The organism is Actinomadura sp. NEAU-AAG7 (assembly GCF_018603865.1).
GTDB classification, from domain to species: domain Bacteria; phylum Actinomycetota; class Actinomycetes; order Streptosporangiales; family Streptosporangiaceae; genus Spirillospora; species Spirillospora litoris.
The window spans coordinates 36039-48817 of sequence record NZ_JAHFZY010000012.1; the positions used below are offsets into that span (position 1 = coordinate 36039).

The 12779-nt window shown below is 70.7% G+C and carries 11 protein-coding genes and 1 tRNA gene; 10 read left to right on the forward strand and 2 right to left on the reverse strand.

Translation table 11 applies throughout. From position 1 onward, the window contains the following. Positions 1–66 precede the first annotated feature (66 nt). Positions 67–1242 (forward strand): TerD family protein, encoded by a 1176-nt coding sequence (locus KLI87_RS37715; protein WP_214620837.1) that lies wholly within the window; start codon positions 67–69, stop codon positions 1240–1242. Positions 1243–1300: 58 nt separating this feature from the next. Continuing rightward, complete coding sequence (locus KLI87_RS37720) at positions 1301–2089, forward strand: trans-aconitate 2-methyltransferase (RefSeq protein WP_214620838.1); 789 nt, start codon at positions 1301–1303, stop codon at positions 2087–2089. A 178-nt stretch (positions 2090–2267) separates the two neighbouring features. Here the strand turns inward: KLI87_RS37720 and KLI87_RS37725 are convergent, their stop codons facing one another. Then, positions 2268–3011 (reverse strand): TetR/AcrR family transcriptional regulator, encoded by a 744-nt coding sequence (locus KLI87_RS37725; protein WP_214620839.1) that lies wholly within the window; start codon positions 3009–3011, stop codon positions 2268–2270. Positions 3012–3064: 53 nt separating this feature from the next. Then, positions 3065–4018: a fatty acid desaturase gene (locus KLI87_RS37730; protein WP_156219099.1), complete on the reverse strand. Its 954-nt coding sequence runs from the start codon at positions 4016–4018 to the stop codon at positions 3065–3067. A 396-nt stretch (positions 4019–4414) separates the two neighbouring features. Here KLI87_RS37730 and KLI87_RS37735 point away from each other — a divergent pair. The 8 genes from KLI87_RS37735 to cysD all read left to right on the forward strand — a co-directional run bounded on the left by KLI87_RS37735 (position 4415) and on the right by cysD (position 12776). Further along, positions 4415–4486, forward strand: a tRNA-Gln gene (locus KLI87_RS37735). A 167-nt stretch (positions 4487–4653) separates the two neighbouring features. Next, positions 4654–6090 (forward strand): bifunctional UDP-N-acetylglucosamine diphosphorylase/glucosamine-1-phosphate N-acetyltransferase GlmU, encoded by a 1437-nt coding sequence (gene glmU / locus KLI87_RS37740; RefSeq protein ID WP_214620840.1) that lies wholly within the window; start codon positions 4654–4656, stop codon positions 6088–6090. Between the two features lie 117 nt (positions 6091–6207). Beyond that, entirely contained in the window at positions 6208–7188 is a 981-nt protein-coding gene (locus KLI87_RS37745) for a ribose-phosphate diphosphokinase (protein ID WP_214620841.1), read from the forward strand. A 543-nt stretch (positions 7189–7731) separates the two neighbouring features. After that, the gene (locus KLI87_RS37750) at positions 7732–8349 is read left to right on the forward strand and encodes a 50S ribosomal protein L25/general stress protein Ctc (protein ID WP_214620842.1); all 618 of its coding nucleotides are present in this window, start codon (positions 7732–7734) and stop codon (positions 8347–8349) included. 63 nt (positions 8350–8412) lie between these two features. Beyond that, entirely contained in the window at positions 8413–8982 is a 570-nt protein-coding gene (gene pth / locus KLI87_RS37755) for an aminoacyl-tRNA hydrolase (RefSeq protein WP_242894867.1), read from the forward strand. A gap of 169 nt (positions 8983–9151) precedes the next feature. Beyond that, positions 9152–10627: a sugar transferase gene (locus tag KLI87_RS37760; RefSeq protein WP_156219097.1), complete on the forward strand. Its 1476-nt coding sequence runs from the start codon at positions 9152–9154 to the stop codon at positions 10625–10627. A gap of 143 nt (positions 10628–10770) precedes the next feature. Further along, complete coding sequence (locus KLI87_RS37765) at positions 10771–11700, forward strand: inositol monophosphatase family protein (protein ID WP_214620843.1); 930 nt, start codon at positions 10771–10773, stop codon at positions 11698–11700. A 161-nt stretch (positions 11701–11861) separates the two neighbouring features. Then, positions 11862–12776, forward strand: coding sequence for a sulfate adenylyltransferase subunit CysD (gene cysD / locus KLI87_RS37770; protein WP_156219095.1), 915 nt, complete (start codon positions 11862–11864; stop codon positions 12774–12776). Positions 12777–12779 lie beyond the last annotated feature (3 nt).

Below are 12779 nucleotides of genomic sequence, written 5' to 3' on the forward strand. Positions count from 1 at the left end.
GCTGTAATGATCTTCAACCGCGTTGCCGCAGGCAGACGGCCGACGCCCATCCCCTCGGAGAGAACCATGCAGCACACCCTCGGCAAGGGCGGGAACGCTCCACTCGACGGCCGGTCCGCCGCGGTCACGATCACGGCGGCCGTGCCCGTCGACGTCTCCGCGCTGCTGCTCACCGGGGAGCGCAAGGTCCGCGGCGACCACGACCTGGTGTTCTTCAACCATCCGGAGCAGGACGGGGTGAGCGTCGAGAACGCCACGGTCACCGCCGACCTCGGCCGGGTGCCGCCCGAGGTGCACACGGTCGCGATCGTGGCGAGCGTCGACGCCGACCGCCCGGGGGCGCGCTTCGACGCCTCCACCACCCCGCGCGCCGCCGTCGTCTGCGGGCAGGGCACGGTCGCCTTCGAGCCGCCCCCGCTGGTGGACGGCGAGACGGTCGCGGTGCTGCTGGAGCTGTACCGGCGCGGCGACGGCTGGAAGGTGCGCGCGGTCGGGCAGGGGTGGGCCAGCGGCCTGGCCGGGCTGGCCGCCGACTACGGCGTGACCGTGGACGACCCGGGCCCCGCGGCCCCCGCGCCGGTCGCGCCCCCGGTCGCTGCCCCGGCGGCGGCACCGCTCGGCAAGATCACGCTGAAGAAGGCGGGCAAGGCGTCGATCAGCCTGGACAAGCGCGACACCACGGCGACGGTCACCGCCTCGCTGGAATGGGACGGGGGCAAGCGGAAGTCCGAGGGAGCGGACCTGGACCTTTACGCCCTGTTCGTCCCCGCCCACCAGGTCTCGCCGTTCTCCAAGCTGAAGAAGGGCCGCAAGGAGAGCGACGGTGTCGTCTACTACCGCGACCTCGGCGCGCTCACCGCGCCGCCCTTCATCCAGCTGGACGGCGACGCCACGGTGCCCGGCCGGGAGACGGTCCGGATCACACGTCCCGACCAGCAGGGATATGTCCTGATCTGTGCCTACAGCGCCGTCGAGAACGGCACCGGCTCGTTCAAGTCCTACGGCGCCCGCGCGGTCGTGACCGACGGCCGGGGCTCCACGGTGACGGTCCCGCTGTTCCACAGCGACGACTACTCGTACTGGGTCGCGATCGCCCTGGTGGACTTCACCGTCCCGGACGGCTTCGAGATCAGGCACGTGGAGCGCTACAGCGACGGCGGCGAGGCCCGTCCCATGCTCTACACCGACGGCACCTTCGAGATGGACGAGGGTCCGATGGAGTTCAAGGGGGAGGACTTCTAGCGCGCCGCGCCGACCGGATTCTTGACATCAAGATAGGGGCGGGGCATCCTGTGTCTTGATGTCGAGAGATGCTGAATGGGACCCCGCGCAGTACGGGCGCTACGGCGACGAGCGCTCCAGGCCGTTCGCCGAGCTGGTCGGACGGCTCCAGGGCCTGGAACCCCGGTCCGTCGTCGATCTCGGGTGCGGCTCGGGCGAGCTGACCGCCACCCTCGCCGAGCGGTGGCCGGAGGCCGTCATCGAGGGCCGGGACAGCTCACCCGACATGATCGCGGCGGCGAAGGCGCACGAGATCCCCGGACGGCTGAGCTTCGCGGTCGGGGACGTCGCCGCCTGGCGGCCGCACGGCCCGGTCGACCTCCTCATTTCCAACGCCGTTCTGCACTGGGTTCCCGAGCATTTCGATCTGCTGCCGCAATGGGCCGGCGCCCTCGCCCCAGGCGGGCGGCTCGCGTTCCAGGTGCCCGGCAATTTCGACGAGCCCAGCCATACCCTTCTGCGGGCGCTCTGCCGGTCGCCCCGATGGAAGGACAGGGTCGGCCACATGATGCCGCCCTCGCCCGTCCTCACCCCGGCGGGATACCTCGATCTGCTGGCGCGGCACGGATACGCGGTCGACGCCTGGGAAACGACCTACGCGCAGATCCTGCACGGCGACGACCCGGTCCTGGAATGGGTCAAGGGAAGCACGCTGCGGCCCATCCTGACCGAACTCGACGCGGCCGAGACCGAGGAGTTCCTCGACGCCTATCGGCATCGGCTGAACGAGGCGTATCCGGCCGCGACCTACGGGACCGTGTTCCCGTTCCGCCGCGTGTTCGTCGTCGCGCGCCGGAACGCGCCCTAGACGGGGTGCCGTCCGTCCATCAGAGGCCAGCGACTCGTTCCCCTGCGGTGCGCGACCTCGGCGGACGGACGGCATCCGGACCAGATCCCGGCACCGTGACCCGGCGCCGGCGACCCCGGCCGCCGGCCGTCCGGGAGAACTCCGGACGGCCGGCGGTTTCACGGGGAATCGGTCCCGCTCAGCCTTCCTGGGGCTCGGCGTCGCCCTCGCCCCGGACCTTGCGCTGGGCCTTCTCGGCCCTGGCGGCGGCCTTCTCCTCGGCCTTCTCCGCCTTCGCCGCCGCCTTCTCGGCGCGCTTCTCCTGGCGCTCCATCTCCTTGCGGCGCTGCCTCGGATCGAGCGAGGGCCGCGGCTCCAGGCCCGAGATCCCGTTCCACGCGAGGTTCACGATGTGGGCGGCGACCTCCTCGCGGCGCGGCTTGCGCACGTCCAGCCACCACTGGCCGGTCATCGCGACCATTCCCACGAGGCTCTGCGCGTACAGCGGCGCGAACTTGTCGTCGTAGTCGTGCCGGTCGAACTCCTGGGCGAGGATGTACTCGACCTCACCGGCGATCTCGCTGAGGAGGCTGGCGTAGCTGCCGGTCCCGGTGCCGCCGTGCGAGTCGCGCACGAGGATGCGGAACCCGTCCGGATTCCCCTCGATGTACTCCAGCAGCGCCAGCGCGGCCTTCTCCAGTTTGCCGCGGTAGTGGGTCGCCGAATTCAGCGACTCGGTGATCAGCCTCAGCAGTTTCTCGAACTCCCGGTCGACGACGACCGCGTACAGTCCCTCCTTGCCGCCGAAGTGCTCGTACACCACCGGCTTGGAGACCCCGGCGGCGGAGGCGATCTCCTCCACCGAGGTGCCGTCCAGACCGCGTTCGGCGAACAGCGTCCGCCCGATGTCGAGGAGCTGCTCGCGGCGTTCCTTGCCTGTCATCCGCTTTCTGCGGGGTCTGGGAGCGGGTTCCGTCACGGGCTCAATTGTGGCGGTCAACGAGCCTGCTCGGTGCGTTTGGCGGCGAGCCGCTCCGCGTTCGGCCAGCGGACGTCGTAGGCCCACCCCGCCCGCTCGAACGCCCAGATGATCCGCGCGCTGATGTCGATCTGCCCCCGCAGGACGCCGTGGCGCGCGCAGGTCGGGTCGGAGTGGTGCAGGTTATGCCACGACTCGCCCAGCGACGGGATGGCGAGCCACCACACGTTGCGGGACCTGTCGCGCACCTCGAAGTGCTCCTTGCCGAACGTGTGGCAGATCGAGTTGATCGACCACGTCACGTGGTGGACGAGCGTGATCCGCACGAATCCGGCCCAGAACAGCGCGGTGAGGAATCCCGTCCAGGACATCGTGAGCAGCCCGCCGAGCGCGGCGGGCAGGAAGAACGACAACGCGACGAGCGCGGGGAACAACTGGTGGATGCGGACCATGTCGCGGTCGTTCAGCAGGTCCTTGGCGTAGCGCGGCTTGGACGTGCGGTTCCCGTCGAACAGCCACCCGTAGTGCGCCCACACGAGCCCCTTGCCGAGCGCCTTCCAGTCGTTGCCGAACCGCCACGGCGAGTGCGGGTCGAAGTCCTTGTCGGAGTGCTTGTGGTGGCGCCGGTGGTCGGCGACCCACGTGATGACCGGCCCCTCGATCGCGAGGCCCCCCGCCAGCGCCATGAAGATCTTCAGCGGCCGCCGCGCCTTGAACGACCCGTGCGTGAAGAAGCGGTGGTAGCCGACCGTGATCCCCGCCGCCGACAGCACGTAGAACACCGCCATGATCGCGATGTCCGTCCAGCCGAGGAACCTGCCCCAGGCGAGCGGGACGGCCGCGAAGAGCGCCAGGAACGGCACACCGGTGAACACGGCGACGAGCAGCCGCTCCGCGTTGCCCTGCCGGTCCGGGTCGAGTTCGGGTCGGCGCTGCGGCCGGGGAGGGTCGAGGGCCGGGGCCGTGGTCATAGAGTCACCGCTTCCTGTGTCTGGGCTGTCCTACCTACGCCACCGTAACCTACGGGTTCGTAAGTTGTGCAGGGGCAAACGGTAAAAACAGTGGGAATCTCCCCCACAGGCCACATAACACTCTTGCGGCCCATCGGTCCGACGGACCCCGCCGAAGGGACGTGACATGCCCCTCACCCAGCACGAACGCACGACCCGCGGCAAAGGTTCACGCGTCGGCACGAGGACGGAGTGCTCGCATCCGGCCGACCTAAACCGATCCGGACAGACATCGACATGTCGGTCGCACGACACCGGAGGCGGCGGGCGCGGGACAATAGACTGGGCCCACCCCCCGAGGCTCGGTATCGTTGGGGCGCCCGGACGGTCGGCTCATGTCCGAACTGTCCGCTTTGGTCCGGCGTGGTGTAATTGGCAGCACAAGGGTTTTTGGTGCCCTTAGACAAGGTTCGAGTCCTTGCGCCGGAGCTGTCCGCAACGTCGCGATCAGCGGGTCGCCGGGTGCGGGCGGACGCGGCGGGGGTGGCGGGCGGTATCCTTCCCCGTGTCGGGTGCGCTGTGGCCTGTCCGAGGCCGTCGCAGCAGGTAGACAGCCCGACCAAGGAACCTGTCCGCGACGCCGAGGAGCCTCCCCAGTGAGCGCCAGCCGCCCGGCAGCCGTCATCGTCCTCGCCGCCGGCGAGGGCACCCGAATGAAGTCCCGCACCTCCAAGGTGCTCCATGAGCTGTGCGGGCGCAGCATGCTCGGCCACGTGCTGGCCGCCGCCCGCGAGCTGGAACCCGGGCGGCTCGTCGTCGTCGTGGGGCACAGGCGGGAGCAGGTCGCCGAGCACCTCGCCGAGCACGCGCCGGACGCCGAGACCGCCGTCCAGGAGGTGCGGTCCGGCACCGGGCACGCCGTGCGGATGGCGCTGGAGCAGACCGGCGCGCTGGAGGGCACCGTGGTGGTCACCAACGGCGACCACCCGCTGCTGCGCGGGGAGACGCTCGCGGCGCTCGTCCGGTCCCACGAGGACGAGGGGAACGCGGCGACGATCCTCACCACCGAGTTCCCCGACCCGACCGGGTACGGCCGTATCGTGCGGGCGGCCGACGGCAGCGTGGCCGCGATCGTCGAGCACAAGGACGCGAGCGAGGCCGAGCGGGCGATCAACGAGATCAACGTCGGCATGTACGCCTTCGACGGGTCGCTGCTGGAGGCCGCGCTCAAGCGCGTGACCACCGACAACGCCAAGGGCGAGGAGTACCTCACCGACGTCGTCGAGATCATGCGCGCCGACGGCCACCGCGCGGGCGCCCACCTCGCCGCCGACTGGGTCGAGACCCAGGGCGTCAACGACAAGGTGCAGCTCGCCCAGGCGCGCCGCCAGCTCAACGACCGGATCCTGGAGGCGCACATGCGCGCCGGGGTCACGATCGTCGACCCGGCGACCACCTGGATCGACGCGGGCGTGACCGCCGAGCCGGACGCCGAGATCCTCCCGGGCACCCAGCTGCACGGCGAGACGCACCTGGGCGAGGGCGCCCGGGTGGGTCCGAACTGCACGCTGACCGACACCCGGGTGGGCGCGGGCGCCACCGTCGCCAACGCGGTCTGCGTCAGCGCCGAGATCGGCCCCGAGGCGTCCGTGGGCCCCTACGCCTACCTGCGCCCCGGCACGAGGCTGGGCCGCGGGGCGAAGGCGGGCACCTACGTCGAGACCAAGAACGCCGACATCGGCGAGGGCTCGAAGGTCCCGCACCTGACCTATGTCGGTGACGCCGAGATCGGCGAGCACTCCAACATCGGCGCCGGCTCGGTGTTCGTGAACTACGACGGCGTCGACAAGCACCGCAGCGTGATCGGCTCCCACGTCCGGACGGGCAGCGACAACATGTTCGTCGCGCCGGTGACGGTCGGGGACGGCGCCTACACGGCGGCCGGCTCGGTGATCGTCCAGGACGTCCCGCCGGGGGCGATGGCGGTCGCGCGGGCCCCGCAGCGCAACGTCGAGGGCTGGGTCGAGCGCCGCCGCGCCGGCACCCCGTCGGCCGAGGCGGCCCGCCGGGCCACGGAGGACGCGGGCGAGTAGGCCCGGCAGGCGGGACAACGACGTTCCCCCGGACAACAAGGCAGTCCGTGTGACACACGGCGAGTGGGGACAACAACCCACGTAGGAAAACAGTTCGAGCAAGGGGAGTTGTCAGAGGTGAGTGGGATAAAAGCGAGCGGTCAGAAGAAGCTGATGCTCTTCACCGGCCGAGCCCACCCGGACCTGGCCAAGGAAGTAGCCGACAACCTCCAGGTCGACCTCACACCGACATCCGCGTACGACTTCGCCAACGGTGAGACGTTCGTCCGGTTCCTGGAGTCGGTGCGCGGCTCCGACGCCTTCGTGATCCAGAGCCACACCGCTCCGATCAACCAGTGGATCATGGAACAGCTGATCATGGTGGACGCGCTGAAGCGCGCGTCCGCCAAGCGGATCACGGTCGTCGCCCCGTTCTTCGGCTACGCCCGCCAGGACAAGAAGCACCGCGGCCGCGAGCCGATCTCGGCCCGCCTGATGGCCGACCTGTTCAAGACCGCGGGCGCCGACCGCCTGATCACCGTGGACCTGCACACCGCGCAGATCCAGGGCTTCTTCGACGGCCCGGTGGACCACCTGTTCGCCCTGGACCTGCTGGCCCAGCACTTCGAGCGCCGCCTGGACACCTCGAAGGTCACGGTCGTGGCCCCCGACGCGGGCCGCGTCCGCGTCACCGAGCGCTGGTCGGACCGCCTCGGCGGCGTCCCGATGGCGATCATCCACAAGAAGCGCGACCCGGACGTGGCGAACGAGGTCAAGGTCTTCGACGTCGTCGGCGAGGTCAAGGGCCGCACCTGCGTGGTCGTCGACGACATGATCGACACCGGCGGCACCATCGTGAAGGCCGCCGACGCCCTCTTCGACCACGGCGCGACCAAGGTGGTGGTGGCCGCCACCCACGGCGTCCTGTCGGGCCCCGCGGTGGACCGCCTGAAGAACTCCAGGGTCTCCGAGGTCGTCCTGACCAACACCCTCCCCATCCCCGAGGACAAGCAGTTCGACAAGCTCACCGTCCTGTCCATAGCCCCCCTGGTGGCCAGGGCCATCAACGAGGTCTTCAGCGACGGATCGGTAACAAGCCTCTTCGGCGGCCATAGTTAACCTTGCGGTGCCCTTGGCGCCGGTCGCTGCCGCTCCCTCCTTCGGCGGGCCCCGCGGCGATCGCCGCATCGCTCCGAACGCGCCTGGCGGCGAGGCAGCCGACGTCTGAGCAGCCGCCTGAGGCCGGCGCGCCCGCACCAGGAGCGGCCACCCACGTACGCGCAGACCGCAACCGCCGCCCCAGCCTGCAACAAGGGGGACGGTTGCGATCGCGTCCGAAGGCAAGTTCGAGCCCTGCGAGAACTTGATCGCGAAGCGAGCCGCCAGGCGAGACGAAGCGATGCCAGCGATCGCCCGGAGTGTCCGCCGAAGGAGGGCCGCCAAGGCCCGACGCCAAGGACACTCCAATGAATACTGCTAGACTTGTGCAATCCGCGTATGCCCCGGGTCGTTCAGTGCGGTGCCTGTCTGGAGTCGCACTCCCTGGGGAACGCAAAGAATCTTCGAGGCGCCTGACGCGTCGAGCATCGCCTGATTCGCTCTGTCCGTAGCGGACGTCCATGACGGACGGCCGTGGATCGCAACAAACGAGGAGTTTTCGCCGTGTCCGAGGTACGCATCGCCGCCGAACCGCGCACCGAGTTCGGCAAGGGTGCCGCGCGGCGCACCCGCCGGGCCGGCAAGGTGCCCGCCGTCCTCTATGGTCACGGCACCGACCCGCAGCACATCTCCCTCCCGGGGCACGAGCTGATGCTCGCGCTGAAGACGCCGAACGTGCTGCTGACGATCGAGGGGCTCGGGGACGGGTCGGAGCTGGCGCTGCCGAAGGACGTGCAGCGCGACCCGATCAAGGGGTTCCTGGAGCACGTCGACCTGCTGCTGGTGAAGCGCGGTGAGAAGGTCGTCGTGGACCTGCCGGTGAACGTGGTCGGCGACGTGGTCGCGGGCGGCCGCCTCGTCCAGACCGAGGTGCAGATCTCGGTGGAGGCGGAGGCGACGCACATTCCGGAGTCGGTGAGCCTGGACATCACGGGCCTGGACATCGACTCGCAGGTGCTCGCGAAGGACCTGAAGCTGCCGCAGGGCACCGACCTCGCGGCGGACGAGGAGACGCTGATCGTCCAGATCGTGGACGCGACGGTGTCGACCGAGCCGGCCGCCGAGGAGAGCGAGGAGGCCGCGGGAGAGGGCGCCGAGGGCGCGGAGCCCGCCGCCGAGTAGGGCTGAACGTGTGCAGGCCCCCGCAGGTATACCTGCGGGGGCCTTCGCGGTGAAGGAGGCGTGGTGGACGTCTGGCTGGTGGTGGGCCTGGGCAATCCGGGCCCGTCGTACGCGGGCAACCGGCACAACGCCGGGTTCATGGTGGCGGACGTGCTGGCGGAGCGGGCCGGCGGCAGGTTCAAGTCGCACAAGGCGCGGTCGGACGTGCTGGAGGGGCGGCTGGCGGGCGAGCGGGTGGTGCTGGCGAAGCCGCGGACGTACATGAACGAGTCCGGCGGCCCGGTGAAGGCGCTGCGGGATTTCTACAAGGTGCCGGTGGAGCGGCTGGTGGTCGTCCACGACGAGCTGGACGTCCCCTACGGGGCGCTGCGGCTGAAGCGGGGCGGTGGTGACAACGGTCACAACGGGCTGCGCTCGGTGACCAGGTCGCTGGGGGACAAGGAGTACCTGCGGGTCCGGTTCGGGGTGGGGCGCCCGCCGGGGCGGATGGACGCGGCGGCGTTCGTGCTGAAGGACTTCTCGGCGGCCGAGCGCAAGGAGCTGGCGCTGGAGGTCGACCGGGCGGCGGACGCGGTGGAGGCGCTCCTGCGCGAGGGGCTCGGCGCGGCACAGAACACCTATCACGCGGGGTGACAGGTCGGTTTCGTCCTATGTCGGCCGCGGGAGCGCGACAACGGTAATGGCCTCGTAAGATTCATCACGGATGAGCATCGTGATGTTTGTGAACCTGGAGCGCCCCTCGCCCGTCTTCGAGGTGAGCCGGGCATTCCGGGGCGGGCGTTACAGGGGACGGTGAGGGCGTATGGCCATCGTTGACAAGGTCGAGGCCGAGTCACCGGTGAGCCGTGATCAACGACGTCCCCCGGCGCAGAACTGGGGGGTGCGGTACCGCCGGTTCGCGGGCGCGCTCGACTTCCTCAGCATGTTCGCGGCGGGTGTGATCGCGTTCGCGCTCCGCTTCCCCGGTGTGCCGAGCGACCCGACGGCGCCGTACGTGGCGCTGACGGTGGCGCTGCCGGTCCTGTGGGTGCCGATCCTGATGCTGTGCCGGGCCTACCAGCCGCGCTACATCGGCGTCGGGTACGAGGAGTTCCACCGGGTGCTGCGGGCGGGGTTCATCTTCACCGCGACGCTCGCGATCCTCGCCTACGCGACGAAGACCGAGGTCGCGCGCGGCTACGTGGTGATGGCGATGCCGCTCGGCACGTTCCTGGACCTCGTGGCCAGGTACCGGCTGCGCAAGTGGCTGCACCGCAAGCGCTGGAACGGCGAGTGTATGCGGCGGGTGGTGGCGGTGGGGCACCGCACGTCGGTGGCCGACCTGATCCGCCTGCTGAAGCAGAAGCGCTACCACGGGATGAGCATCGCGGCGGTGTGCCTGCCGGCGCCGCTGGTGTCGGGCGACGACGCGGTCGGCGAGGTCGAGGGCGTGCCGGTGCTCGGCCACTTCGGGCAGGCGGCGGCGGTCGCCGAGCGGATCGGCGCCGACTCGGTCGCGGTGCTGGCGTGCCCGGAGATGGACGGGGTGGCGCTGCGGCGGCTGGCGTGGCAGATCGAGCGCGACGACGTCGAGTTGGTGGTGGCGCCCGCGCTGATGGACGTGACGGGCCCGCGCATCTCGATCCGCCCGGTGTCGGGGCTGCCGCTGCTGCACGTGGAGCACCCGGAGCTGGACGGCGGCCGCAAGATCCTCAAGGGCCTGTTCGACCGGACGGCGGCGCTCGGCGGCCTGGTGCTGATGAGCCCGCTGCTGCTGGTCGTCGCGTTCCTGATCAAGACGACGAGCGCGGGCCCGGTGATGTTCCGGCAGGTGCGGGTCGGGCGCGGCGGCCGCGAGTTCACCGTGCTGAAGTTCCGCACGATGGTGCAGGACGCGGAGTCGCGCAAGGGCGCGCTGATGGAGCGCAACGAGAACGACGGCGTGCTGTTCAAGATCCGGCAGGACCCGCGGATCACCCGGGTGGGGCGGTGGCTGCGCCGCTACTCCCTGGACGAGCTGCCGCAGCTCATCAACGTGCTGCGGGGCGACATGTCGCTGGTGGGGCCGCGTCCGCCGCTGCCGGAGGAGGTCGCCCAGTACGGCGGCGACGTCTACCGCAGGCTGGTGGTGAAGCCGGGTCTCACGGGCCTGTGGCAGGTGAGCGGCCGCTCGGACCTGACCTGGGAGGAGTCGGTGCGGCTCGACCTGCGCTACGTGGACAACTGGTCGCTGGCGCTCGACCTGCAGATCATGTGGAAGACGTGGTCGGCGGTGTTCCGGGGCTCCGGCGCGTACTGACCCCGCGGTCTGAATCACCTATCACAGACGTCTGGGATCGGTAAGCGTCCTCGGGCATCCTGGCACCCTGGCACAAGCCGGGATCGGGTATCCATGAGATCGTGGGTCGGACGTATCTTCCGAGACAGGAACGTGATCGAGGGATGACGGACGGAGACGCCCCCGCGGCGGACGACCACGCCCTGGCCGCCGAGTTGGCCGCGGCGGCGGGGCGTGTGCTGCTGGGCGTGCGGGACGAGGTGGGGTTCGCCGACGCGCGGGCCCTGAAGGACACCGGCGACCTACAGGCGCACGAGCACCTCATGGCGGCGCTGCGCGAGCGCTGTCCCGGCGACGCCGTCCTCTCCGAAGAAGGCCGTTCCTCCGTCGCCGGCAAGCGGGCGCGGGGAGACGACCAGGCCCCGACGCGCAACACCGCCACCGCCGAGCGGCTCACCGCCGAGCGGGTCTGGATCATCGACCCGCTGGACGGCACCCGCGAGTTCTCCGAGGAGGGCCGCCGCGACTGGGCCGTGCACGTGGCGCTGTGGGAGCGCGGCTCCGGCGGCGCCGGCCGGCTGGCCGCGGGGGCGGTGGCGCTCCCGGCGCAGGGCCTGACGCTGCGGACGGCCGCGGCGGGCGGGGCGCTGCTGGTGCGGGACGAGCCGGTGGGGCCCGACCCCGCGACGGGCCGCGCCGGCGGGCGCGACCAGCCGCGCGAGGTGCCGCTGCACGCGCCCGCGCCGGACGCCGGGAAGCTCCGCATCGCCGTCAGCCGCACCCGGCCCCCCGAGCTCGTCGAGCGCCTCGCCGCGAAGATCGACCTGGACGTGGAACTGGTGCCGATCGGCTCGGCGGGGGCGAAGATCTCCGCGGTGCTGCTCGGCGAGGTCGACGCCTACGTGCACGCCGGCGGCCAGTACGAGTGGGACTCGGCGGCCCCGGCGGCGGTGGCGCTCGCGGCGGGCGCGCACGCGTCCCGTGTGGACGGGTCCCCGCTCGCCTACAACCGGGAGGACCCCCGGCTGCCGGATATCCTTGTCTGTCACCCGGTGTCGGCGTCGACGCTGCTGACCGGCATCAGGGACGGCTGACCGCGGGTCCGATCGACGGCGCTGACCCAAGGCGCTGACCCCGTTCTGACCCGCCGGGACGAAATCCCGGCGGGCCGACGTTCGAAACGGTGGGTGGGCATCCCCGCCAGTCCCATGCCACCGGCGCTTCTGCCAGACCATTGTGAAGAGAGCTCCAGACCATGCAGCGTTGTGACTATCTGCTGTCTCAGCTAGACGTCCTCGAAGCCGAGGCCATGCACATCTTCCGGGAGGTGGCGGCCGAGTTCGAGCGGCCCGTGCTGCTGTTCTCGGGCGGCAAGGACAGCATCGTGATGCTGCGCCTGGCCCAGAAGGCGTTCTGGCCCGCGCCGATCCCGTTCCCGGTGATGCACGTGGACACCGGCCACAACTTCCCCGAGGTGATCGAGTTCCGCGACCGGCGGGTCGCGGAGATCGGCGTCCGTCTGGTGGTCGCCTCCGTCCAGGAGTCGATCGACTCGGGACGGGTCGTGGAGGAGAGGGGGCGCCGCGCGTCCCGCAACCGCTTGCAGACCGTGACGCTGCTGGACGCGATCGAGGCGCACGAGTTCGACGCGGCGTTCGGCGGGGCCCGGCGGGACGAGGAGAAGGCCCGCGCCAAGGAGCGGGTCGTCTCGTTCCGGGACGAGTTCGGCCAGTGGGACCCGAAGAACCAGCGTCCCGAGCTGTGGAACCTGTTCAACACGCGGATCCGGCGCGGCGAGCACGTCCGGGTGTTCCCCCTGTCCAACTGGACCGAGCTGGACATCTGGGACTACGTGCGGCGGGAGGAGCTGGAGCTGCCGCCGATCTACTTCGCGCACAACCGGCCGGTGTTCGAGCGGGACGGGATGCTGCTGGCCGACCTGCCGTACGCGAACCGGGGCGAGGACGAGCCGGCCTTCGAGGCGACCGTCCGGTACCGGACGGTCGGCGACGCGTCCTGCACGGGGGCGGTGAAGTCGGCGGCGGTGACGCTGGAGCAGGTCATCGAGGAGATCGCGGCGACGCGGATCACCGAGCGGGGGCAGACCCGCGCCGACGACCGGGCCAGCGAGGCCGCCATGGAGGACCGCAAGAAGGAAGGCTACTTCTGATGG

Coding starts and splice junctions, on each gene's coding strand:
- KLI87_RS37720 (WP_214620838.1), top strand. CDS start 1,301: ATGTCGAGAGATGCTGAATGGGACCCCGCGCAGTACGGGCGCTACGGC.
- KLI87_RS37730 (WP_156219099.1), bottom strand. CDS start 4,018: ATGACCACGGCCCCGGCCCTCGACCCTCCCCGGCCGCAGCGCCGACCC.
- KLI87_RS37715 (WP_214620837.1), top strand. CDS start 67: ATGCAGCACACCCTCGGCAAGGGCGGGAACGCTCCACTCGACGGCCGG.
- KLI87_RS37725 (WP_214620839.1), bottom strand. CDS start 3,011: ATGACAGGCAAGGAACGCCGCGAGCAGCTCCTCGACATCGGGCGGACG.
- KLI87_RS37760 (WP_156219097.1), top strand. CDS start 9,152: ATGGCCATCGTTGACAAGGTCGAGGCCGAGTCACCGGTGAGCCGTGAT.
- KLI87_RS37765 (WP_214620843.1), top strand. CDS start 10,771: ATGACGGACGGAGACGCCCCCGCGGCGGACGACCACGCCCTGGCCGCC.
- cysD (WP_156219095.1), top strand. CDS start 11,862: ATGCAGCGTTGTGACTATCTGCTGTCTCAGCTAGACGTCCTCGAAGCC.